The 22854-nt window shown below is 68.8% G+C and carries 18 protein-coding genes and 7 pseudogenes; 13 read left to right on the plus strand and 12 right to left on the minus strand.

The genetic code is table 11. The features are described from left to right. Positions 1-203 precede the first annotated feature (203 nt). Positions 204-983, plus strand: coding sequence for an alpha/beta hydrolase (locus ACZ5Y0_RS32095; protein ID WP_469132180.1), 780 nt, complete (start codon positions 204-206; stop codon positions 981-983). Then, positions 973-1434 carry a hemerythrin domain-containing protein gene (locus tag ACZ5Y0_RS32100; protein WP_467517790.1) on the plus strand — a complete coding sequence of 154 codons (462 nt, stop codon included), beginning with the start codon at positions 973-975 and terminating at the stop codon, positions 1432-1434. Before ACZ5Y0_RS32095 ends, ACZ5Y0_RS32100 begins: the two co-directional genes overlap by 11 nt. A 280-nt stretch (positions 1435-1714) precedes the next feature. On the opposite strand, the gene ACZ5Y0_RS32105 is transcribed toward ACZ5Y0_RS32100, so the two are convergent. Then, on the minus strand, positions 1715-1861 hold the full coding sequence (locus tag ACZ5Y0_RS32105) for a hypothetical protein (RefSeq protein WP_469132181.1): 147 nt from the start codon (positions 1859-1861) through the stop codon (positions 1715-1717). A 64-nt stretch (positions 1862-1925) separates the two neighbouring features. Between ACZ5Y0_RS32105 and ACZ5Y0_RS32110 the strand changes: the two are divergent. Further along, a pseudogene (locus tag ACZ5Y0_RS32110) lies at positions 1926-2158 on the plus strand (HD domain-containing protein); the annotation flags it as partial. 597 nt (positions 2159-2755) lie between these two features. Then, a pseudogene (locus tag ACZ5Y0_RS32115) lies at positions 2756-3040 on the plus strand (MFS transporter); the annotation flags it as partial. Between the two features lie 397 nt (positions 3041-3437). On the opposite strand, the gene ACZ5Y0_RS32120 reads toward ACZ5Y0_RS32115, so the two are convergent. From ACZ5Y0_RS32120 to ACZ5Y0_RS32130, 3 genes are all read right to left on the minus strand, one after another. Continuing rightward, entirely contained in the window at positions 3438-4052 is a 615-nt protein-coding gene (locus tag ACZ5Y0_RS32120; RefSeq protein WP_469132182.1) for a DUF305 domain-containing protein, read from the minus strand. A gap of 20 nt (positions 4053-4072) precedes the next feature. Then, positions 4073-5443, minus strand: coding sequence for a DUF1996 domain-containing protein (locus ACZ5Y0_RS32125; protein WP_469132183.1), 1371 nt, complete (start codon positions 5441-5443; stop codon positions 4073-4075). A gap of 178 nt (positions 5444-5621) precedes the next feature. After that, positions 5622-7343 (minus strand): discoidin domain-containing protein, encoded by a 1722-nt coding sequence (locus tag ACZ5Y0_RS32130; RefSeq protein ID WP_469132184.1) that lies wholly within the window; start codon positions 7341-7343, stop codon positions 5622-5624. A gap of 326 nt (positions 7344-7669) precedes the next feature. Between ACZ5Y0_RS32130 and ACZ5Y0_RS32135 the strand changes: the two genes are divergently transcribed. Continuing rightward, positions 7670-8662 carry a LacI family DNA-binding transcriptional regulator gene (locus ACZ5Y0_RS32135; RefSeq protein WP_469132185.1) on the plus strand — a complete coding sequence of 331 codons (993 nt, stop codon included), beginning with the start codon at positions 7670-7672 and terminating at the stop codon, positions 8660-8662. Between the two features lie 1622 nt (positions 8663-10284). Here ACZ5Y0_RS32135 and ACZ5Y0_RS32140 read toward each other — a convergent pair. Next, positions 10285-11520 (minus strand): MFS transporter, encoded by a 1236-nt coding sequence (locus tag ACZ5Y0_RS32140; protein ID WP_469132186.1) that lies wholly within the window; start codon positions 11518-11520, stop codon positions 10285-10287. Positions 11521-11652: 132 nt separating this feature from the next. On the opposite strand from ACZ5Y0_RS32140, the gene ACZ5Y0_RS32145 reads away from it, so the two are divergent. After that, on the plus strand, positions 11653-12102 hold the full coding sequence (locus tag ACZ5Y0_RS32145) for a hypothetical protein (RefSeq protein WP_469132187.1): 450 nt from the start codon (positions 11653-11655) through the stop codon (positions 12100-12102). Between the two features lie 14 nt (positions 12103-12116). Here the strand turns inward: ACZ5Y0_RS32145 and ACZ5Y0_RS32150 are convergent. After that, positions 12117-12821: pseudogene (locus ACZ5Y0_RS32150) on the minus strand (Tn3 family transposase); the annotation flags it as partial. Positions 12822-13388: 567 nt separating this feature from the next. On the opposite strand from ACZ5Y0_RS32150, the gene ACZ5Y0_RS32155 reads away from it, so the two are divergent. The 4 genes from ACZ5Y0_RS32155 to ACZ5Y0_RS32170 are packed head-to-tail and all read left to right on the plus strand — an operon-like array spanning position 13389 to position 14793. Then, entirely contained in the window at positions 13389-13715 is a 327-nt protein-coding gene (locus ACZ5Y0_RS32155) for a PadR family transcriptional regulator (RefSeq protein ID WP_469132188.1), read from the plus strand. Beyond that, positions 13712-14068 carry a DUF1048 domain-containing protein gene (locus ACZ5Y0_RS32160; protein WP_469132189.1) on the plus strand — a complete coding sequence of 119 codons (357 nt, stop codon included), beginning with the start codon at positions 13712-13714 and terminating at the stop codon, positions 14066-14068. The genes ACZ5Y0_RS32155 and ACZ5Y0_RS32160 overlap by 4 nt, the downstream gene beginning before the upstream one ends. Before the next feature lies 1 nt (position 14069). After that, entirely contained in the window at positions 14070-14396 is a 327-nt protein-coding gene (locus ACZ5Y0_RS32165) for a DUF1048 domain-containing protein (protein ID WP_469132190.1), read from the plus strand. A gap of 37 nt (positions 14397-14433) precedes the next feature. After that, complete coding sequence (locus tag ACZ5Y0_RS32170; protein ID WP_469132191.1) at positions 14434-14793, plus strand: hypothetical protein; 360 nt, start codon at positions 14434-14436, stop codon at positions 14791-14793. Positions 14794-15382: 589 nt separating this feature from the next. Here the strand turns inward: ACZ5Y0_RS32170 and ACZ5Y0_RS32175 are convergent. Both ACZ5Y0_RS32175 and ACZ5Y0_RS32180 read right to left on the minus strand, forming a co-directional pair. After that, positions 15383-15952 carry a CAP family protein gene (locus ACZ5Y0_RS32175; protein WP_469132192.1) on the minus strand — a complete coding sequence of 190 codons (570 nt, stop codon included), beginning with the start codon at positions 15950-15952 and terminating at the stop codon, positions 15383-15385. Between the two features lie 314 nt (positions 15953-16266). After that, positions 16267-16704, minus strand: a pseudogene (locus ACZ5Y0_RS32180) (SMI1/KNR4 family protein); the annotation flags it as partial. 153 nt (positions 16705-16857) lie between these two features. Here ACZ5Y0_RS32180 and ACZ5Y0_RS32185 point away from each other — a divergent pair. Then, positions 16858-16989 (plus strand): annotated as a pseudogene (locus ACZ5Y0_RS32185) (integrase core domain-containing protein); the annotation flags it as partial. Between the two features lie 26 nt (positions 16990-17015). Here ACZ5Y0_RS32185 and ACZ5Y0_RS32190 read toward each other — a convergent pair. The 4 genes and pseudogenes from ACZ5Y0_RS32190 to ACZ5Y0_RS32205 all read right to left on the minus strand — a co-directional run bounded on the left by ACZ5Y0_RS32190 (position 17016) and on the right by ACZ5Y0_RS32205 (position 19636). Then, on the minus strand, positions 17016-17405 hold the full coding sequence (locus tag ACZ5Y0_RS32190; RefSeq protein ID WP_469132193.1) for a hypothetical protein: 390 nt from the start codon (positions 17403-17405) through the stop codon (positions 17016-17018). 196 nt (positions 17406-17601) lie between these two features. Then, a pseudogene (locus ACZ5Y0_RS32195) lies at positions 17602-17850 on the minus strand (acyl-CoA thioesterase family protein); the annotation flags it as partial. 458 nt (positions 17851-18308) lie between these two features. Further along, positions 18309-18460 (minus strand): annotated as a pseudogene (locus ACZ5Y0_RS32200) (IS6 family transposase); the annotation flags it as partial. Between the two features lie 519 nt (positions 18461-18979). Further along, positions 18980-19636 (minus strand): TetR/AcrR family transcriptional regulator, encoded by a 657-nt coding sequence (locus ACZ5Y0_RS32205; RefSeq protein ID WP_469132194.1) that lies wholly within the window; start codon positions 19634-19636, stop codon positions 18980-18982. Between the two features lie 113 nt (positions 19637-19749). Between ACZ5Y0_RS32205 and ACZ5Y0_RS32210 the strand changes: the two genes are divergently transcribed. Together ACZ5Y0_RS32210 and ACZ5Y0_RS32215 are read left to right on the plus strand one after the other, a co-directional pair. Continuing rightward, positions 19750-21381: an ABC-F family ATP-binding cassette domain-containing protein gene (locus ACZ5Y0_RS32210; RefSeq protein ID WP_469132195.1), complete on the plus strand. Its 1632-nt coding sequence runs from the start codon at positions 19750-19752 to the stop codon at positions 21379-21381. 31 nt (positions 21382-21412) lie between these two features. Next, entirely contained in the window at positions 21413-22300 is an 888-nt protein-coding gene (locus ACZ5Y0_RS32215; RefSeq protein ID WP_469132196.1) for a Vgb family protein, read from the plus strand. Positions 22301-22854 lie beyond the last annotated feature (554 nt).

The following is a 22854-nucleotide window of genomic DNA, read 5'->3' on the forward strand; positions in this document are numbered from 1 at the left end:
CATGCGCAAGGCGCTTGACGTTGCCGAGAACGCAGTGTGAGGCGATGACGCCGACTCGCGGTCCTCGGAGACTGCGTGCTCACCCTGACGCCATTGCGGCAGTGCGACGCAACCGCCCTTCTGGCCTTGGCGGTTATAGTTTCAGGCAGCGTCGCGTGCCGGTGACGGATGAATCGTCAGGCATGGAGGCGTCGTATCGAAAGGTGGCTCCGGCCATTCCCACCCCAATTTCACAGAGGATCACGCTTTACCCCGCCGAGGACCGGTTCTTCGGCTCCCGACCCGCCGTCCTCGTCCTGCCCGGCGGCGGCTTCCGGGAACTTCCACCGCACGAGGGCGAAGGCTACGCGCGCTGGCTGTTCGGCCTCGGCATCCACGCCTTCGTCCTGTCCTACCGGCTGCTGCCGGACCGGTTCCCGGCCCCGCTCGAAGACGCCCGGGCCGGGTTGGACCACATCCGCAACGGCGACCACGGCCTCGACGTCGGCCGAGTCGGCGTCATCGGATCAAGTGCGGGCGGCCAACTCGCCGGCCTGCTCATGACCGGCCGGGTCCTGTCCATCGAGGAGGGCGTCGCCGACCCGCCCCGACCGGACTTCGCGATCCTGGCCTATGCGCTGGCCGACCTCGACCTGCTGCCGCCGTCGGTGGTCGAGAACCTGCTCGGCGACCTGCTGCCCATCAAGGACGAGCTGTCTCCGGCCAAGCATGTGGACGCGTCGGTGTGTCCGACCTTCGTATGGGCCACCGCTCAGGACCCGCCGGGCCTGCCCAACGCCCTGGAGTGGACCCGGGCGCTGGCGGCGGCCGCGGTACCGGTGGAGTTGCACGTCTACCCGGGCGGCAGCCACGGTATCGGCCTGGCCGACGGCGTGGAATACGGCGGCGAGCCGCATAAGTTCATTGCGCGCGAGCCGCACACCGCGTCCTGGACGACCGCGTGCGCGGCCTGGCTGCGACGGGAGGGCGTTCTTGCCGACTGACCGCGTCACCGCCTGGGGCGGGGAACTGCAGCGGGTGCACGGCAGGCTGCGAAATGCGTTGGCGCTGGCGCGGGCGGGACTGGACGGCGGCGACCCCGCTGACGCCGCCACCGACCTGCTGTTGTTCTGCCACGGGTTCTGCGCTGCCCTGTCCGGCCACCATCGCGCCGAGGACGGTTCGCTGTTCCCGGAACTGGTACGGGCGCGACCCGACCTGGCGCCGGTGGTCGCGAAGCTGACTCAGGACCACAACATGATCGAGCACCTCATCGGTGGATTGCAGAAGGCGGTGGCCGACTCGACCGACCCGGAGGTGGCGCACCGCCACCTGGACGGGATCGAGGCGGTCATGGAGACGCACTTCAAGTACGAGGAGAAGCAACTGGGAGCGGTGTTGGACGGCATGGACGCCGACTTCGACCGCACCGAGATCTTCGGCCCGATCAGCTGAGCCGCGTCCCGGTCGCGCCGCCCGCCGACGGCGCGACCGGGAATAGACCTGGCTTCGAGCTGAGCCGCCACCGCCTCGCCCGGGTCCTGAACCGCAACCGCCGAGGTTTCGAGTGAAGCGGTGAACCGGTCTTGTGTCATGGACGGCGACCGGCCCTAACTACACGAGCCGAAGGGCGCGATGTGGTTCGTGGCTGCTGGCAGCCGTCGTACGACGCCGTTGTCGGTGACTTGCCTGCGCAGACGCTCGATCTCGTCGTGCCGAGCGGCAAGGCGAGAGATCACCTGATGATGCGCGGTTTGAGCTCGGCACTTTGTGCCTTGCCAGACGAGGCCGCGCCCAGATGCAGGGGGCGCTCGACGGTGTTCTTGGCGGTCTTGAAAGATCGCGGCGCGAGCTCACCCGCGTCCATTACGTTCTCGATCACAACCCTGACGTACGGAGGACCGCATGGCCGCCCCACCAGAGGCACCGCGAGCCTCATCTCCGAGATGGGCGTGCTCAAGCGCGTCGCACGGACCGGCTGGTGGTTCACCGGCAACAAGGCCCCGGAGTCCGTCGCCGAGCACTCCTTCCGGGTCGGGGTGATCGGCTCGGTGCTCGCCATGATGGAGGGCGCCGACCCGGCCCGGGTCGCGCTGCTGTGCCTGTTCCACGACTCCCACGAGACCCGCGTCGGGACATCTCCCACATCGGCCGCAAGTACATCAAGGCCGCCCCGAACACCAGTCGCGCCGGTCACGGACAACTCCACGTCCGCCAGGCCCTGTACCGCGGCGCGGTTTTCGGCGGGGGCGGCGTCCGTGATCAGGGCCGTGCCGCCAAGCAGGGCCAGATTCCAGCCGTCGCCGAGAAGTATGAGCGCGCAGATTAGCGGCGCGACGGAGGTCGGCGGGGCGAGAGCCGCGGACAGGCCGGCGGCCAGCAGGACGGCACCGGCCGCGGAAGCGACCCGCCGCCCGCCGATCCGGTCCGGGAGCAGGCCGCTCAGCGGCGACGGCAGGAACGTCGCGCCCACGTGCAGGGCGATGACCAGTCCCACAGCCTGCGTCGCCTGGCCGTGGCCGGTCATGGACGGGAGCCATGGTCATCGCGGCGATCAGCACCAGCTGAGCGGTGATCATCACGGTGGCGCCGGTGATGACGTCGGGCGTACGGAGTACCGGGCCAAGGGACTCGGTGCCGGGCTCGGCCACGGCACCGCGGGGTTCCCGGGGCGGTGCCAGGAGCAGCTGGTCCGGGCGCAGCCAGATCAGCAGCACCAGGGCCGCGGCGGTGTAGGAGCCACCGCCACCAGGAAGGGGCCCGCCAACCGGGCGGACTGGACCTGAACCGCGCGGCACTGACCTGGGTGGTCAGCGGGTACGCCCTCACGTTCGGGAGTCTGATGCTGCTGGGCGGCCGGGCCGCAGACCTGTTCGGTGCCAAGCGGATCGTCCTGGCAGGGCGCGCCGCGTTCACCGCTGCGTCGCGTGCTGTCGGGCTCGCCACCGGCGCACCGCTGCTGCGCGGCGCCCGGATCGCCCAGGGGGTGGGCGCCGCGATGCTCTCGTCCGCCGCTCTGTCCGTGGTGGTGCGGCTGTTCGACGGCGACGAGCGCAACCGCGTGGCCGTCCGTGCCCTTCTGCGGGCGGGGAGCTGCGAGGACGCGCGGGGTCGCGGTCAGGTAACCAGCTTGATGCCGTTCCGGAGTTGCGGAGGGGCGCCCCGCACGGCTCGGCTCCTGTCAGCGTCCGAACGAGCCAGCCGATCTTCCTGACCAGCACATCATTGTCCAGCCTCCCCGGACAGTTCACATCGGTAGCCACCGGCATATCAGCCCGCGAGCTGGTGCTGCGCGAGGTCACCTGTCGTTCGACGTGGGTGGGCGTGGTCTGTGGCACTTCTCCGAAGCGGGCCTGGTCGATGTCGTCGGTACTGCCGAGGTTCCTCTCACCCCGTCCGACGCGTCTGCGTGCACGGCATGGTTGCGCTGGCGTCGGGTCCCTGCACCGCCTGCGCGCCTACGGCCGGGTCGCCGCCGTGGTGCCGTCCGGCTCAGGTTGCGCCGGGCGCAGCCTGTCCAGCCAGGTGATCTGTTCGGCTGTGTTCGTCGCGATGGTCGTGGCCAGTTCTTTCGCCATGTCGGCTTGGCCGTGGGTGCGTTCGCTGGCGCAGAGCATTCGAGACTGGGACAAGTGGGCCCGCAGCGCCTCGGTGAGAATCTCGTCGAACTCGTGACCCGTCGCGGCGCTTGCCTTCTCGATGGTGGTGAGGCTGACCATGCCCGGCATGTCGTGCCCCTCGTGCGGGCGGGTGTCGGGGACGCCTGAGAGGTGCAGCAAAGCGCGCAGGCGGCGCAGGTCTTCGCGCAGTCTCGATCCGGTCTTGGCCGCCAGCGCCGTCAGGGCCGGGTCTGTCTTGCGTGAAGGTGCCAGATCGGTCAGGAGTTGCGCACGCTCGTCCATGGGGATCATCAGCTGAATCCATGCGGTGTCGGTGGCGTTGAAGGCTACCGACGTCGATGCACCGGCCTTCGGGGATGCACCGGCAGCTGCCGGCGATGCGCCGGTGGCCTCCGGCGACGTGCCGGCTGTCGGCTGCGTGGTGCAGCCGACAGCCAGCAGCGCCGTGGCCACGGCCCATGCCGACCGCAGGGTCAGAAGGTGCCGGCGGAGTTGCACTTGGCCTTCTGGGTGATGCAGTCCTTCACACGCTGCCCGAGAGCGGCGTTGTCCCAGGCGTTGAAGAAATCGCCGTGGATGGACGATGCCATGCCCGAGGCCAGCCGGAAGCCTGCCGCGCTGCCGCTGGTGGGGTAGCTGACGACGAAGGAGACGTTCGGGATGGCGACGGGGTAGGCGCCGCTGCACTTGCCGTCGTAGGTGAACGCGACGTGTGACTTGTGGTCGGGACTGTCCAGGTTCTTGCCGTCCCAGCAGTCGGGGAAGACGAGTTGGTGGGTGAGGTGGGCCTTCGGGGCGCAGACCGGCCAGTTGCCGTCGGCGCTGCGGCCGATCTCCCCGCCCTCGCCGGCGCACCAGAACTGGCCGGGCGATCCCGCGGGTGTGGGCGTCTGTGCCTTGGCATTGCCCGCGATCATGCGGAATCCCTCGGGGAAGGGCACCGTTGCCGACGGATCGGGCAGCCGCGAACCGTAGTAGACGATCATGCCCTCGGCCTCGACGGCCCTGTCTCCTTCGTAGAGGGTAGGAATCCAGTACGCCGAGAAGTCCTTGGCGGGGGCGCAGGTGGTCGGTGCACTGGCCAGCAGCGATTGGGTGGTGGAGAACGCGTCTGTGCTCTTGTTGCCGAAGAAGCTGTGCATGTGGGACGCACCGGGAAGGCCCGGCAGGACGATGGGGTCGTCCGGCTTGGAGTGACTGTAGGTGCAGGTGGCGTTGAACTCCGGAACACGGACCGCCCCGGCGGGCACTACGGCCGGAGTCATCGCACGGAACTGTGTCAGCTGGGCGTTCCACTTGGCCTGGTCGACAGGGACCCATCCGGTCGCTGTGCCGTCCCCCTCGCCGACGAAGGAGAACCAGTTGATGTTGAGGAAGTCGCCGCTGGTCGCGCCGCGCAGCACGGCGAACACGGTCTGCATCCCGGTGGGGTGGGTGGCGACGTCAGTCGCCCGGGTCACCCAGCTCTGCCAGCCCCCGGTCGGGGACGTCTGCACGACTGCGAGCAGCGGACCAGTCAGGCTGCCGGTGCGCAACTCCACCGTGCCCGAGCCGGTGGCGGAAGCGATCCGGGCGGACACCGTCAGGCGACTGGCCGCACCGAGATCGACGTTGTCGAAACGCATCCAGTCGCCGTCGGCGAGGAACGCCGCGTTCTGACCGCCACCGGTGTCCCCGGTCGCCTCCAAGACGACGCCCGACTGGGCCGCGTAGGACTCGGCCTGGACGGTGACCGTGACGGCCCGCGCCTGCTGAGCCGAGACCGTCAGACTCAGGGCGGCGGCCAGCACGACCGCTAAAGCGCCCGCACACAGCGTGTACAGAGAGATGGGGTATCTACGCATGTCACTTCCTCACGTGCGTCGGATCGAGGGGGGAACGGCCGACTCCTTGCGAGCACAGCCATAAGAAAGGGGCAGGGCAGCAGACCGGAGGATCGTGCCATCGGTGTGCGGCGGAAGCTCCCGGGCCGCCCCGAGGAGACGGCAGAGCAGCGCGGGAGCTTCGCGGAGCCCGGAGCGACTACTGATAGACCCGCACGTAGTCGACGAGCATCTTCGAGGGGAAGGGCGTGCCGGCGTCTGTCGGGCCCGGCCAGTCCCCTCCCACCGCCAGGTTGAGGATCATGTAGTGCGGGTGGTCGAAGATCCACGGTCCGCGGGTTCGCTCCACCTCGTCCTTGTCGAGGGAGAACACGGTCCGGCCATCCAGGCTGTAGGTGATGCCCTTGCTGTTCCAGTCGGCGGCCCAGGTGTGGAAGTCATCGGAGAAGTCGGCGTTCCCAGGCAGCGTGTACGGCGCTCCGATCCCGCCTCCGCCGTTGTAGGCCGGTGCGTGGACGGTCGAGTACGCGGTCTTCACGTCCTTGCCGAGGACTTCCACGATGTCGACCTCGCCGTTGTACGGCCACGGTCGGCCTGTGAGGAAGTCGGCGCCCATCATCCAGAACGCGGGCCACAGGCCGTTGCCTTTGGGCACCTTGATGCGTGCCTCGACACGCCCGTAGGTGAACTGGAACGTCGCACCCGTGTTCATCCGCGCCGACGTGTACTGGCACGTACCGCTCCCGCTCAGCGGATCACGCGGGCACGACGATCCGGCGGTGGCTTCCTTGCGTGCTTCCATCACCAGGTGCCCGGACCCGTCCAGGGCGGCGTTGCGCTCGGTGTAGTACTCCAACTCGTTGTTGGGTCCGGTACCGGGGTCCGACCTCCACTTCGAGGCATCGGGCCTGCTGTTGGCGGTGCCGTCGAACTCGTCGCTCCACACCAGCCGAGGTGAGTTCGAGGGGTCGCTCGGCAGGGGCGGGGCCGGTATGGGGTCGCCGCCGGTGCCGTACACCAGGAACTCCCACAGCGAGTAGCCGTACGGGGTGGCGCGCTCGGTGCCGTACATGCGGACATAGCGGCCGATGCCGGAGACGATCAGCGTCTGCTTGAACCCTGTGCCGGCCGTCGTCGAGTAGATAGGCGTCCAGTCGGCCCCGTTCGGCGAGACCTGGAGCTGGAAAGACTTGGCATAGGCGGGATCCCACTGCAGTACGACCTTGTCGATCTGCGCCGTCGCGCCGAGGTCGACGGAGATCCAGCCCGGATCCGTCCAACCCGTGGTGGGACTCGTCGCCCAGCGTGAGGCCGGATCGCGATCGAAAGCCCTGGCGGGCGAGCACTCCCAGCAGTTCGAGTCGGTCTGTGACGAAGAGGCCGCTCCTGTCCTGCCGTAGGAGAGCAGCTTGTCGGTGTCACCGCCCGGGTCGCCGGAACCGAAGGCGCCGAACACCTGAAACTCCCACAGGGAGTACCCGTAGGGAGTGGCGCGCTGGGTGCCGTACATGCGTACGTAGCGGCCCGTTCCGGCGACAGTCAGGTTTTGGGCGCCGCCGGTACCCGTGGCCGTCTCGTGAACGACGGTCCACCTCGCGGCGTCGTTCGACACCTCGATCCTGAACGCCTTGCCGTACGCGGTTTCCCAGGTGAGCGCGACACGGCTGATCTGGGCCGTGGTTCCGAGGTCGACCTGGATCCACTGGGGATCCGCGAACGCGCTGGACCACCTGGTGCCGACGTCGCCGTCGACGGCGCTGCGAGCACTGAAGACGCCCTCCGTGCTCGAGGCGGTGGCGGGCTTTCCCTGGGAAAGCAACACGTCCGCCGCCTGAGCGGCGGGAGCCGGCAGGACGACGAAGGCGAGCAATGAGGACGCGACGGCCAGAAGTAAGCCGAAGTGACGCAATAGCGTTTGCACGGGCGACTCCTCGGGCGGAGGTGGGGTGAGGGAGCGCTCCCTCATCGGAGAATGGAGGGGTCGGTCACGGCTGTCAAGGGCCCTGTCACCTAGGAAAAACGGCGCCGAAACCGGCGTGTCACCTCCGGGGAGCGATTTCTCGCGGCCCTCACGGCAGGTGGACGACACAGGCGCCACGCAAACGGAGTTGAGGTCCTGGCACGCTCACGTCGCCCCCGCCTGCGGATACGCTGCTCGCATCGCTATGACGCAGAGCCGGAGGTCGCCCTGATGAGAAACCCCTCCCCGAGCAGTGACCCGGGCGGCGGCGCTGGGGACGGACAGGTATGAAGCGCCCTACTCTTGAAGTGGTCGCCGCCCGGGCGGGCGTGTCCAAGTCCAGCGTCTCCCGCGTCATCAACGGCGAGACGACGGTCGCCCCCCAAATCCGAGACGTCGTCATGCAAGCCGTACACGAACTGGGTTACGTGCCCAATGGGGCGGCACGCAACCTCGTCACCCGTCGTACGGACACCCTTGCCGTGGTCGTCTCCGACCCGCCCCAGGGAGTCGTCTCCGACGACCCTCTCTTCTCCGCCGTGGTCCGTGCCGTCAGCAGGGAGCTCGAGACCGCCGGGAAGCGGCTGGTGCTGATGCTCGCCGAATCGGACCAGAGCCGAACGAGAGTGGAGCAATACGTCGCCGGCGGGCACGTGGACGGCGTGCTGCTCGTCGCTCTGCACGGCACAGACCCGCTGCCCGCCGCACTGGCCAGACAGGGCCTGCCGGTCGTCTCCTTCAATCGGACCTCCGCACAGGACGTCCCGTACGTAGCCCTGGACAATGCCGGCGGAGCAGCACTGGCCGTGCGTCACCTCCTGGAGCGCGACCGCCGCCGTATCGCCACCATCACCGGACCGCTCGAACTCTACGAGGCCCGCGAACGTCTCGACGGATACCGCGACACGCTACGCGACACCGGCCGACGTTCCATCGTGGCGCTGGGGGACTTCACCAGGCTCTCCGGCGCCGCAGCCATGCGCCAACTCCTGGAGGACGACCCCGACCTCGATGCCGTGTTCGCCGCCAACGACCTGATGGCGATCGGCGCCCTGCGCACACTCCACCAAGCGGGACGACGCGTCCCCGAAGACGTCGCCGTCGTCGGTTTCGACGACATAGAAGCCGCCTCCTACACCACCCCCACGCTCACCTCGGTGCGCAGCCCGATGGCCGACCAGGCGACCACCGCCGTCCACCTCCTCCTCAGCCTCATCGACGGCGGCCCCACCAGCCCGGTGATCATGCCGAACGAACTCGTGGTCCGTGAGTCGAGCTGATCCCCTGACGGCATGACGTTGCCCGTGCCGAAATCCTCGTCCGGTCAGCTCAGGCGACATGCTCGTACTCGTGGAGAAGGCGGCCGAGGCGATCGCGTCGGCGTACCTTGAGGCAGGATGTCTAATCCGGATCGGCGATCGGCGAGGGCAACGGGCGGGCGTTCGCGATGCCCTGATGGGGCCGGTGCACATTATAGGAACCCTCGAATTCCCGCTCCATCTCTCAACGTCACAGGCGCTCGCGCTCCCCCTTGTCCAGGTCGGCCATTTGCGACATCCCACCCGAAACAGGGAAGCGCCCAGAGCGGACAAACCTCCGTTCCCGGGCGGCGTCGTCCATGTCCACCAGGCCCGCCGCCCGCAGCTCGGCCAGCAGCACCTCATGCAGCTGCGGCCAGTGAACTTCCCGATGCTGTGGGCCTGGAGTCCCAATGGGGATGCCGTCTTCAACGAGAGGCAGGTGCCGTTGCTGTTGGCGGAGCTCAATCGCCTTCCCGAAGCCTACGGTGGTACATGGGTAGACCAGGCTCGGGAGTTGTGCCAGGTCGTTCAGAGTGGGACGCACCGATATCTCTGGTTCGCGACTGAGCGATTTTGAAAAACCGTCGTGGCAGCGATGTTCACCGGAATTCGAAGTTCACCACCTCCGCAGGTGTACGGCCCCTGACCAGGTAACTCGGTCAGGGGCCGTACACGTGAGCGTTGTCCGTCAGTGACCGCGGCTCTCCGCTGTTTCCCGATCGAACGGGCACCCGAGGGGCACGTCGATGTGGCGTCTCTAGGCGCCTAGCAGCCTGGCGAGCGCCAAAGCCACCACCGCAGCGAAGACCGGCAGCTTCCTGACGTTCCGCCCAGTGGGCCTACGACCAAGCTCCCAAGCGAGCAGCAGGATGCAAAACAAGTACAGCGGCCCCGGCAACAAGGAGGCAATGTCGTGCACAGGGAGCTCCAGGGGGTCTTTGAATGGACGGGAAGGGTACCCCTGGCAGCGGTCTGGTGGGCATGTGGGGATGCTCATATGGAGCGCGCGGGCTCTGACTGCCCATGTACCAGTTGCCATCGTTCACGGTGTTCACCAGGCAGAGCCCGTGGAACCCCAAGACGATCTCGGGGTGGAGCCGCTCACCTTGTGCCGGCCATCCGGTCACGACTCGATCGGTGTCGAGAGACGTGGCCTCCCAGTCGCCGGAGACCTTACGGATCTCTTCCAGGGTCCAACCTGCCGGAAGCTGCCTGCCTGCCATCCAATGATGATGACAGCGACCGCACGCGTCGAGTACGGCACATTTCTCAGAGCACCGCTGCTAAAGGTTCGATCCCGGCCCGCTCCGCTGGTGTCGTCGACTGGTACGAGGGCCGGTCAGAGATGCTGATGTCCGCCACCGTCCAGCGTCGTTGATGTCAGCCGAGGATGTCAGAAGCACCCGGGGCTCGTAGCTCAGTTGGACCCGGCACCTGGTCGTCGAAGTCCACACCCGGCGCTCGCGGTCTCTGGCCTTCGTTGTGTACGCGGTCGTGGCGCTGCTGCGTTGCCGAACGCATGGCCTTGGCCGCTCTTCCCGATGGGTCGCGGTTTCGTAGGGTCCGATCATTCGAGACTGGCTCTGTGGGGGCGTGGTGATTCAGGCCGCAAAGGCATCTCTGGTGGCTTGGAGGTGGGCCTGATGAGCGTTCTGGAGACTTTGCGCCCAGCGGACCGCGAGTGGTGCTGCCAGTCCCGTCAGCGCGAGCATGGCTCCCACGACATACCACCCAGGCCGCCCCCAGGTGATGCAGAGCCAGATGAGCAGTCCGGGCCCGACGGCCTCCGCCAGCCCGGCGCCGAGACCGAACACGCCGAGGTACTGACCGGTGGCGTGCGGTGGAGCGAGGGCGAAGGACACCTCGAATCCGGCGGCGGAATGCCATAGCTCGCCGACTGTGTGGATCACCACTGCGCCGATGAGCAGCGTTGCGGCAGCCCATGCCGGTATTCCTCCTGACACCGAGATCATCAAGCACGCGATGAGGAAGGCGATTCCTGCTCGGCCGTAGGCCTTTCCACCGGCTGTGGGGGAGTCGATGTTGCGGCTGGCCCTGACTTGGAATGCGACGACGATGACGGTTCCGGTGAGCATGGTGCCCGAGATGAGCCAATGTGGGGCGGTCGTGGCGCCGACGATCCAGAGCGGGATGGCGACGGTGAGGACCTTGAACTGGATGGCCATGATGCCGTCGAGGGTGGTGAGCAGTAGGTAGGGGCGGTCTTGCAGGGCCATCCAGCGAGGGCCGTCGGTGCTGGGGAGCGGCTTGACCGACGGGAGGGAGACCAGGAGGGTCGCCGAGACGACGAAGGCGATCGCATTGCCGATGACCATGAGCTGGTAGGCGTTGAGGGTGCCCACTTGCACGACCCATCCTGCTCCCAAGGCGCCGAGGGAGATGCCGACGTTGGTGACCGCGCGGAGATAGGCCCGGAACTCCTGCGGCCGATCTCCGCCGTAGTGCCTGATGAGCGGAGAGCGGGCGGCTATCCCGGCTGCCTTCGCCCCGGCGGCTGCGCAGACCACAAGGACGAACGGCCAGAAGCTGTCCACCAACACGAAGCCGGCCGTGGCCAGAGCCTGGACAACCAGGGTGGCCGCATAGACGCCGCGGGCTCCATGCCTGTCCGCGAGGTGGCCAACCGCGATCCCCAAGGCCAGCGAGATGGATCCCGCGATCCCGAGTCCGAGGCCCACCTGGCCGGCAGGCAAGTGGGCGGCCTGGGTGAAGTAGAGGACGCCTGCCGTCAGATAGAGGCCGCTGCCGATGGTGTAGACGAAGTTCGACGCGGCTAAGACGCGTTGCGGTCCGGTGTCCGGCAGCAGTTGGGGCACGACTGCCTCCGTATCCAGGTCGGTTGGTAAGGACCCGAATAGCTTGTTGCATATTACTTGCAATAGCAAGAGGCTTGCGACTTCGTTCGCCTGGCCGCGCTGTTCGCCGTCAACTCTCTCTTCTGTGTGCTGATGCAGACCAGGATCGGCTCGCGTATCGAGACCCCGCACGACGGCGGCCGGGCGTTTCGCACGGCGGGGCTGCTCTTCCTCGTCAGCTGCCCGATGATGGCGCTGGCGGCGTACGCCCCGGTCTGGGCCGCGGCAGGACTGGTCCTGGCCGCGATCTTCGTCCATAGCCTGGGAGAGGTCTGGGAGTCATCGGCGGGCTTCGCCCTGGGCTTCGGTCTGGCCCCCGACCACGCCCAGGGCCAGTACCAGGGTGTCCTCGGGCTCGGCTTCAGCGCGGGCCAGGCTCCAGCCCCCGCGATCCTCACCACGGTGGTGCTCGGACTCGGCACGACAGGCTGGCTGCTGCTGGCGTTGTTCTTCGCGGCACTGGGCGCTGTCGGCCCGTCTCTTGCCCGCTGGGGCATGCGTACCCGGCCGCAGCCAGGCGCTGCCGCAGAAGTGACGGGATGACCAGCGAGTAGGTGTCAGGAGCCTTCTTCCTCGTCGTCCTCGTCCAGCTCCGGCGCATCCGGGTCACGCAGCGGGCGCAGGACGCCGGCCGCCGGGGTCGAGGCGGTGAAGCTGTAGCGGCCGAGCAGGTTCAGGTCGCGGTGCCTGAGCGGGGACAGCCGGGCGATGTCCTCCTTGCGGATCTCATGGCCCTCGGCTCGGAGCTGGGTGACGGCGGCGTCGATGTACTTCGTCGTCCACAGCACGATGGCGTTGAGGACCAGGCCGAGCGCTCCGAGCTGGCCCTCCATTCCGTCGCGGTACGCCTGGTGGATGGTGCCGAGCTTGCCGTGGCACACGTCTCCTGCCAGCTTGTGGCGGGACTCCTGCACGGTGAGCTGCCGGTTCATCTGCCGCCGGTAGGTGTCGTCCACCGGGTCGACCACGCGCAGCAGATGCGGTCTTCGCGATCCGCCCGTACTCCGCGAACGCCGCCCCCAGCGGGATCGGGCGCCCCTCGTGGCCGAACATGCGCAGCAGGTCGTAGGCACGGACCTGGTTGGTGACCAGGGAACCGGCGACCTTCAGCTGTCCGGCCAGTGCGTGATCACCTTGTTCGGGTTGACCCGATTGCGGGCCAGATCCTCCACCGCGCCGTGGGTGCCCGTCTCAACGCCGGGCATCGCGGCCCGCCACAAGCGCTGATCGTCCAGGTCACGGAACCGCAGGCTGAAGTCGTAGCGAGGATCTTGAACAGGCCGACCGTCGGTGCGGGCGGCGGCCCAGGGCCTCCGAAACGGAAGTCAGTGTGGGGGCTCCGACCTGTGCACGGCACCCGGGAAGGCACAGTCGGCAGATCCTGCGGCTGCTCTTGCCCATGTTTCTGACTGGAGTTGAGGGGGAGGGCAGGATGGGCGGCGCGGGCAGCCAGGGATCGGGGCGCGATCACCGGTGTTGCGCGTCGGCGGGGCCGCCGCGCCCGTGCCGCATCAGCGCCGCGGCGACGTCAGGCGGGGGATGTCGGCGGGGGAGAGGTCGGGGCAGGCACGACGCCAGAGGATGCCGCCACCGGCCGGAGGCGTACCGCGCGACGTCGACGCCGACTTCCACCACCAACTCGGGTTCCAGCAACGTGATGCCTGGCTGCCCCACCCGGCGGATTCTCTGTCAGCTTCAGCGTGTTGCGGCAGGGGATGCCCCAAGCCTGAAGACGGCGAGGCTGCCGCGCCGACATCCTCCGCTACTCGGTGATACTGTGTAGTGGTACTCGGTACTACGCAGTACTGCTAGGTCGAGGAGGGCTCGCGATGGACGACCTGACGGAGATGCTGAAGGGCACGCTCGAAGGGTGCGTGCTCGAAATCATCGGCAGCGAGGAAACCTACGGGTACGCCATCACCCGTCAGCTGAACGAGCTCGGCTTCGCCGACGTCGTCGAGGGGACGGTATACACCATCTTGCTGCGACTGGAGAGGAACCAGCTCGTCCAGGTGACGAAACGGCCATCCGGGGTCGGACCGCCGCGCAAGTTCTACGCGCTCAACGACGCCGGACGCGAAGAGCTCGCGAAGTTCTGGACGAAATGGCAGTACCTCTCATCACGCATCGACAGGCTCAAGGAGGGCGGGAGATGAACTTCTGGGAGACCATCACAGGCAGCGATCTGACCAGGGACTGGGGCGCGTTCGAAGCCCGGGCCGAGGCCCTGCCGGACGACCACCGGGCGGCGTGGGATCAGATCAAAATCCACTTCCTTCCCCATGGGGACTTCACCGGCCGCAACCTGATGCCGATCCTCGACGCCGCCCTGGGGTTGCTCGAAGAAACAGCGGCGGAGGGGCAGAGCGTTCACGAGGCGCTCGGCGACGACATCCAAGGCTTTTGCACGGCGTTGGCCGGTGGGGAAGGGGCTCGAACCTATCGCGACCGGTGGCGCGAGCAGTTGAACAGCAACGTCGCAAGGAAATTGAGCCGGCTGGGAGGCTGATGTGGGCATCCGGGACATCATCGAGGGCAAGAAGCAGTGGCGGGAACACATGGCCCGGGTCAAGGCACTCCCGCCGGACTACCGGATCGTCTATCAGGAGATGCAGAAGTACCTGTTCAAGGTCGGACCGGTCGACCTGCCTGATGGACCCCTGCTCCCCGGGATCGTCGACTTCTTCGAGGAGGGTGTCGCCGCGGGCAAGGGGGTCTTGGAACTCATCGGCAACGATGTCGCCGCGTTCTGCGACGACCTGGTCAAGGACTCACGCACCTATGCGGACGTCTACCAGGAGTCCATCAGCAGCGAACCCGGGACGGCCGAAAAGTAGCACCCGCGGACGGATTCCGCGTGAAAGCCTCACGCCCGTGGCGACTGAGACCGAGGTGGCAGAGCTGTTGCACCAGCGCGGCTGGCGGACGGCTCTCACACTCGTTGAAAGGGTGAACGCGTGGGCCGCCCTGGTGAGCGTCATCGAGCGCGGCTACAGCGACGACATCTACGAGTGCACCAACGACCTCTACTGCCGAAACTGGCTGCACGAGGCGTGGCTCCTGCTGGACGAACACATCGTCCAGCTCTGGACGCCGCAGATCAAGGCCTGGACGACCGGTACAGGGCCGCGACCGTCGACGACGACGGCCAAGCACTCGACCAGTTCCACAGGCTGCCCGGCCCTGTGCCGATGGCACCGACCGAGCGAAGCGAACGTCCGAGGTCTCCGGTGAGGACGCGGGGGTGTCGCCGCCGCCACCACAGATCGGACCCCGACGCAGCATGACTCTCAGCCTCGTGGAGTTACGGGGCAATGCTCAGACATCGATTTGGGGGAGTCAGTTCTCCAGGCATGGCCAGTCGTGGACCACTGCTGCAGTATGCCGCGGCGCGAGCTGCGGCAGTACGCGAACCGGACTGCCTACCGAATGCGGGAGACCTCCAAGGACCCCGACAACAGCTGACGGGTACGACCGGGGGAGGTCCCCGGTTGTCGGTGCGTGGTGGGACACCGCCGAGGGGGGTGTCTCTGCGCCTCTCACCTCGGGTAGCTCCGTGGTGGTCGTTGTGCGGTAGGGCCCGGCGCGAAGGTGCGGCGCCGGGCCTCGTCACGCCTGACCCGGTTCCCGAAATCCGCCTCCGCCCGAGGCGGCGGCCGGCCCTTTCGCGTGGCCGCGCGTCCTCGAGGGCCGCCGCTGCCCGACGCGGAAGGCGGTGAGGAGCGAACCGCGGCGGTGCCCCCACCCGAGCCACCATGCTCCGGATCGGGAGGACGGACGCGCAGGAGTAAGGTGGGCGTGGCGGGTCTGTTCGCCGGTGGTGTCATCCCGTGGGTGGGAGAACGTTCTGCTTGTACCGGTCCATCCAGTTGCCGGGGGACTGGTAGTTGCACACCACGTAGGTCTCGTACCACTGCGAGCCCTGGCCGGCAGCCCGTGCGCAGCCGATGCGGGTGGTTTCCTTCCACACGACCTGCGTGAAGTTTCCCGTCCCACTGATGTAGCCAGGGTGTGCGTAGTCGTAATCGCGGCTCTCGTTGTACCAGGCGGTCACCGCATCCTTGCAGGTAGCCATCCGGCCGGACACGGTAGTGGCGGACCAGTGTCGGTTTTCCCCGTGGTCTTTGGGCGGCCGGCCGCCGCTGAGCCCTTCGTACTGGGAGATCGTGTCGGCACGACTCTTGGCGTAGTCGACGATCTTGGGGTCGATCTTCAACGGCGGGGCGCCGTGCCTGGCCCGGTAGGTGTTGTGTGTCGTGAGGCAGTCCTGTTGGAAGGCGTCGTCCATCCGCAGCGGCAGTGGAGGGCGGGCCCAGGCCGGGCCCGCCGCCGTCATCAGTGTTGCGAAGGCTGCCGTGGACGCCATCACGGCATGTCGCCGGACTCGGATCATGTCATCTCCCTGTTCCTCGGTTGAGACCACGCGGCATAACGCCAGGAAGCCGCAGAGGACACCAGGTCTGGCGTCTCGCCCTCAACTCCGGACCCTCGTACGGTGCGCTTCCGCAGGGCCTGTCACCGGGTTCACGTACCGCCAGGTGCTCGCCGCCGACCAACTCGCCGCGCAGGGCCCGCCCAGGGCAGCGCTCCGGGGGGTGGCCGGAGGTGCCCGGGTCGGCCGGTCCGGCTCCCAGCGGACGGCGGGCGGCCCGATGGCCCCGGCCGTCCAGGCGGGCCGGCGGCTTCGCGGTCCATTCCGCGTCCGCGGCCCCTGTACCCGTCGCCGTTACCCATGAGGACGCGGCCCGTGAGGGAACCGGTCACCGCGATGACGCAGACGTCGGTGCAGCCCATCTCGATCATGTGGAGGAAGAGATCATGGTCGTGGGATCTGGGTTCTGCGCCGTCGAAGCCGCGGGGTGTCCCCGGTTCTCCACGCGGATTCATGATCAGCAGGGAACACCGCTCCAGCGGCATGAGGCCGTAGAACGGCGTCGCGCCTGAGCCGCCGACGTGCGTGAGGAACTGCCTATGGGCGTCGGGCAGGACGATGTCGTGCTCGGCCTCAAACGCAGCGACGCGTGCTTCCGACAGCTTCGGACCGAGGCGAAACTCGTGTTGCTCTTCCTCGAAGGAGTGGCTGCGCGGGGGTTGGAACGGGATCGCGGCCAGCTTGCGACGCAGGCGGGGTATGCGGGGATCCATGATGCGTCTTCTCTCGTCCCCGCCACCGTATGGGTGACTGTCGTCAGCTGGTCAACGGAGGGCGGCGGCGATGTTCTGACGCCGCTCAGCCGGAGGGCGCCGACGCCGAGGTTGCGCCAGGTCGCCATCGCACACGCAGGCAGCGTGAGCACGACGGCCACCGCCGAACGCCAGGCCGCGTTTCCCGACTGGCTGGACTGGTACAACTACCACCGACCCCACACCGGCATCGACGGTCACACACCAGCCACCCGCGTCACCCACCTGTCCGAACAGCACACCTAGCGGCACCGGCGCCCCGGGCAAGGGGCTCAGGAGAGCTTCACGCAGACGTTCTCGATGACCCTGCCACCGCGGTCCAGGCCACCGCAGACGAGCAGTGGCTCCCCGCTGAACTCGCGGTTGACGACGAACCGTGTCCGAGACACTCCCGCCCTGCTCTTCGCGTAGTCACGCACGAAGCCACGCAGGGTTCCGGCCAGCCCGTCCCTCGTCGTGACGGTGATGTCCTGGACGTAGTCCTTTCCCTGATGAGCGGTGTTGACGCAGATGTAGGTTCCGCATCGAGTGGAGACCTCCGCGCTCGCTGGCACCGCTGTCACCACGCCCAAAGCGCATGCTCCGGCGAGGGCCACCGCGACCGTCGTCAACCGCCGTCGTGCGGCGTCCGCCGACCGAACCATCCTCTGCTGTGCGCGCATCGCTGTTCCTCTCAGTGACTGACATGAGCTGATCCTGAGACGATTCATGTTGTCACGCACTCAAATCCCTGCATATGGGGACATCAGTTCGCCGGTTAGCCCGAATCATCGTGCTTCCCGCGCCTACGGGACCGGACGCCGCCCGCATCTGCCGGTCGAACCGAGCCGGACCTCACAGGCCGAACAGGGCGGGCTCTCACGCAAGTTGCTCGAACCGCTGCCGGGGGTCGGCGAGCAGCTTCCGCTCCCGCAGGTCCATCAACCCGCCGACGCCCTCGACCTCGGCGGCGACCGTGCCTTCCGCCTTGCGGGTGAGCTGGCGGATCCGGAAGGACTTGCCCTCACCCCACTCGAAGGCGCGGGTGACCTCCACCTCGTCCCCGGCGAGCAGCTCGCGCCGGTAGCGGGCCCCCGGCCGCCGCGCGCTCAGCGGCCCGACACGGCGGCCCCGCCCGACGCACAACACCATCGAGGCTGACCACAATCCCCGCACAGCGACAGCGTCCACGCCCCTTCTCAACTCCAGCCACGGCACGGGCGAAGAGGAGCCCCAACCTCGGGGGCGGTGTCAGCGATCCACGGCCGGGAGGCCGGCCAGCGCCGGTGTCGAGCACGAAACGGTCGACGGCCGCGGCCACAGTGCTGTCGGCGCCGATGACGCTCCGCTGGGCAGCAGATCACGCGACCGGTACCAGTACCCGCCCGCTAGCGGGCCAGCCGGCAGGTCTGCCAGCCGCGGCCGTCACGGACCAGCACCCCGCGCTTTTCCAGGTTGGCCAGGTGATAGGCCACCGACGCCGTGCTGCGCGTCCCGATCTCTCGCGCCGGCGTTGTCACGTTGTTGGGTGCGTGACTGTCTGATGGTGCGTCGGGGCGTGGTGGGCACGCGGTCCGGGTGGATCTTCAAACCGTAGTGGGTCGGCCGGCGGCGCGGGTGATCTGGTCCCAGATGGCGAATCGGATGGTCATCTCGGCTCGGTAGCCGGATGCCGTCATCAGGTGGCGGCGGGTCGGAAGTGGGGCGAGATCCCGCTGAACGCGGACAGGAACCGCTGGGGATATCGGCGACATCAAGGACGAAGCGAACCGCGCTCACGATCAGGCCAGCGCGGCCTATCACCGCGCCAAGAAGGTGGAAAGTGAGGACCGGGACGTGTGCACGGAGGCGCTGGGCAAGGCATACAAGGCCCTGCCCGACTTCCGCGGTGGCGACTTCGTTGACACGATGAGCCTGATCGACGCCATTTACCGCGATACGGCGTGCCTCGTTGCCCGTTGCCCTTCCGCACGGGCAACTCCTACCGGCGCCTCCACGCGGTCGGGAGGGTGGAGGCATGCAGACCACACACCTGGCCGGGGCCAGCCTCGTCGCCGCTGTCGTCCGCTCGATCGGCGCCCGCCACGAGGGCGCCCACGACCTGTTACCGACGGCCCGTACCTCGACCTGCGCCGTGTGCTGCGCCCCCCGACGATCCCTTGATGCGCCACCGCACCGGCTGGACCCCAACGTCTACGCCCACGTCCTGGAGACCCGTGACCCCCTTGCTCCAACGGCGGACCGCGGCCGCCCGCCGTCACACCTCCGGGGCCCTGTAAACACCCGCCCGCCCCGCCGCCGCAGCACCGGCGGCGGCGAGGCGGGGGAGGGCCGGGTCCGGGGCCGCCTGCAGGAGCAGCAGCTCGTGGTAGAGCGGGGCGGTCGCCGCGACCAGCAGCGCGCGGGCGTCGGCAGGGCCCGGCAGTTCGCCCCGCCCGGCGGCGCGCGTGACGACCACCGCGCAGCGTGCGTAGCGGTCCTCCCAGAAACGGGACAGGGCGCCGGCCGCCTCGGCCGAGCGGAAGCCCGCGGCGATCAGCGCCGTGGTCAGGCTGGGCCCGCCGCCCGCCAGGGCCTCGTAGACCTCCTGGTTGAGCGCGGTGAGGTCGCCCTCCAGCGATCCGGTGTCGGGCGGGCTCCAGGTGTCGTCGGCCGCGGCGTCGAGTACGTCGGCCAGCAGGCCGCCGACGTCGCGCCAGCGCCGGTAGACGGTGGTGCGGTGTACGCCGGCCCGCTCGGCGACCGTGTCGATCGTCAGCCCGTCGTACCCGCCCGCCATCAGCAACTCGCCCACCGCCGCCAGTACCTGGGCCCGGACCCGGGCGCTGCGGCCTCCCGTCCGGCGCCGCGGTAGGGCCGAATCCGGATGGTCTTCATGGCCGGAACTCTCACTTGTGTGCTCAGCAGCATCCATGGAACGATTTTAAAGCAACATTCGTCGCTATAAGGAGTCTCCGGTGATCCTCACCCGCCCCTCCCACCACCACGTCGCCCTCCCTCCCGTCCCCGAACCCCTGGAGCCGCTCCATGACCGCCCAGCTCACCGCGACTGACCTCGGCAAGTCCTACGCCGGCCGCACCGTCCTCGCCTCCGTCGACTGCTCCGTCATCGACGGAACCCGCCTCGGCATCGTCGGCGAGAACGGATCCGGCAAGTCGACCCTCCTCCGGCTGCTCGCCGGCGCCGAACGCCCCGACACCGGCACAGTCATCGTCCGCGCCGACGGCGGCATCGGCTACCTCCCCCAGGAGGAACACCTCCCCGCCCACCTCACCGTCCAGCAGGTCCTCGGCCGCTCCCTCGCCGGACTCCGCGCCACGGAGGACCGCATGCGCCGCCTGGAGGCACGCATGGCCGACGGCGACACCACCGACGAGACCCTCACCGCATACGCCGACCTCCTCACCGCCTTCGAACTGCGCGGTGGCTACGAGGCCGACGCCCGCACCGAACGCGCCCTGCACGGCCTCGGACTGCTTGGACTGCCCCGCGACCGCACCGTCGGCGGCCTCTCCGGCGGCGAACAGGCCCGCCTGCGCCTGGCCGCACTGCTGGCTTCCGCCCCCGAGGTCCTCCTCCTCGACGAACCCACGAACCACCTCGACCACACGGCCCTCACCTGGCTGGAGGACCACCTCCGCGCCCGCCGCGGCATCACCGTCGCCGTCTCCCACGACCGGCAGTTCCTCGAACGCGTCACCACCGCCCTCCTGGAGGTCGACGGTGACCTGCACCGCACGGTCCGCTACGGCAACGGCTACGCCGGCTACCTCACCGGCCGCGCCACTGAACGGCAGCGCCGCTCCCAGGCCCACACCGCGTGGCGCGAGGAGACGGACCGGCTGCGGGAGTCCGCCGCCGTCACCGCCCGCAAGGTCGCCCCCGGCCGGGCCATGAAGGACGGCAACAAGATGGCCTACGACCGCGCGGCCGGCCGGGTCCAGAACTCCCTGGCGAGCAGGGTCCGCAACGCCGAGGAACGCCTCGCCCGCCTGCTGGCCAACCCGGTCCCCGCCCCACCCGACCCGCTCCGTTTCACCGCCGTGCCGCGCACGACTTCCACCGCCACTGCGGACGGCGGCCCGTCCCTCACGGCATACGACGTGTCCCTGACGGGCCGCCTGGCGCCGGTGAGCCTCACCCTGCCGCCCGGCGGCCGGCTCCTGGTCACCGACCCGAACGGCGTCGGCAAGAGCACTCTGCTCGGCGTCCTCGCCGGCACCGTCACCCCAGACCGGGGCCACGTCGTCCGCCCTGCCCGGACCGGACTGCTGACCCAGCACACCCACCCCGGACCGGCCCACCGCCCACTCCTCGCGGCCTTCGCCGCGGGCTGCCCCGGCCCGCCCGAGGAACACATCGAACAGCTGCTGTCACTCGGCCTGTTCACCCCCGGACAGCTCACCACCCCGGTCGGCACCCTCTCCGCGGGCCAGCGCCGGAGGCTTGCCCTGGCCCGGCTGGTCACCGAACCGGCCGACGTCCTGCTCCTGGACGAGCCCACCAACCACCTCTCACCCGCCCTGGCCGAGGAACTCGACGAGGCCCTCGCCTCCTTCCCGGGCGCCGTGGTCGTCGTCAGCCACGACCGCCGTCTGCGCACCCACTGGCAGGGCGACCGCCTCTCCCTCCGAGCGGCAGCCCCGGCCGCAGCCTGACCCCCTCACTCCCTCTCTGATAGGCCCCCCCTTGACCCTGACCCGCCTGATCCACACCTATGCCCTCCCCACTCCGGGCGCCGGCCCCTACGCCCTCACCGTCGGCCCCGACGGCAACATCTGGTGCACCCTGGTCCACGCGGGCCGCATCGCCCGCCTCACCCCCGACGGCCGGATCGACGAGTTCCCCCTCGACTCCCCCGACTGCGGCCCGACCCTGATCACCGCGGGCCCCGACGGCGCCCTGTGGTTCACCCGCAACCACGACCACCGCATCGGCCGCATCACCCCCGACGGCGAAGCCCGCTCCTACCCTGTCCCCGGCTCAGGCCCGGGCCCCTACGGAATCACCGCCGGCCCGGACGGCGCCGTCTGGTTCACCACCCTCCACACCGCGACCGTCACCCGCATCACCCCGGCCGGCGAACTCACCGAGCACGCCCTCCCCGACGGCTCCTTCCCGTCCTTCCTCACCACCACCCCCGACGGCGCCCTGTGGTGCACCCTCAACCAGGGCAACGCCCTCGCCCGGATCACCGTCACCGGCGAGTTGGCCCTCCACCCCCTGTCGACCCCCGGCGCCGCCCCCGTCGGCCTCGCCGCAGCCCCGGACGGCACCCTCTGGTTCGCCCAGATCGGCACTGGCCACATCGGCCGCCTGACCCCCGGGGGCATCATCGAACACCCCCTGCCGGATCCTCGATGCCGCCCGCACGCCGTGGCGGTGGCCCCGGACGGCTCCTGCTGGTACACGGCATGGGCCACGGGCCGCATCGGCCGCGTCACCCCGGCCGGCACCGCCACCGAGTTCCCCCTCCCCACCCCCGCGTGCGAACCCCACGGCCTCGCCTTCGCCCCCGATGACACCCTCTACGTCGCCCAGGAGAGCGGCGAGGTCACCCGCTGGAACCTCACGTGACACCAATGGGGGTGGCGGGGTCTCAACTCGCCCCTCGTGAGCCGGGGGACAAACCGCAACGCACACGCTCGACCGTGCAACACCGGCTCTGCAACACGCCAGTGCGTTGCACCCCTGACCTGGTCATACATAGGCCCACGGTCGGTCTGGGTGCCCGCGTTGCAGTCCGTGTTGCACCGCCGCCCGGTGCCAGAGGGCAAGACGAAGGCTCCGGCGGTCACGACGTCCCGGGGGCCTTCACTTCGCTGACCTCCCAGCTCAACGACGGGCGAGACGGCGTGTCACGTCCGGTGCATGCCCAGCTTGGCGAGGGCGGCGAGCTGGTCGGCATCCAGCCGGTCTCTCCTCGATTTCGTGTTCGAAATCCATACGCCCAGCTTCACGACTGAGATGCGTCGGCTTCGTTTCAGTGGGAGCGTGTCAGTCACGGTTGAGCAGGGAAACGGTGTTCCTGCTGGTCGTCGGCCTGTGGCTGGTGCCTGCCACTGACACGACGTTGGTACTTCGCGACCTCGCGACTGTCATGGGTCGGTACATTCCCAGCTGGCTCACTG

The sequence above is a fragment of the Streptomyces sp. NPDC033216 genome, from assembly GCF_055577115.1.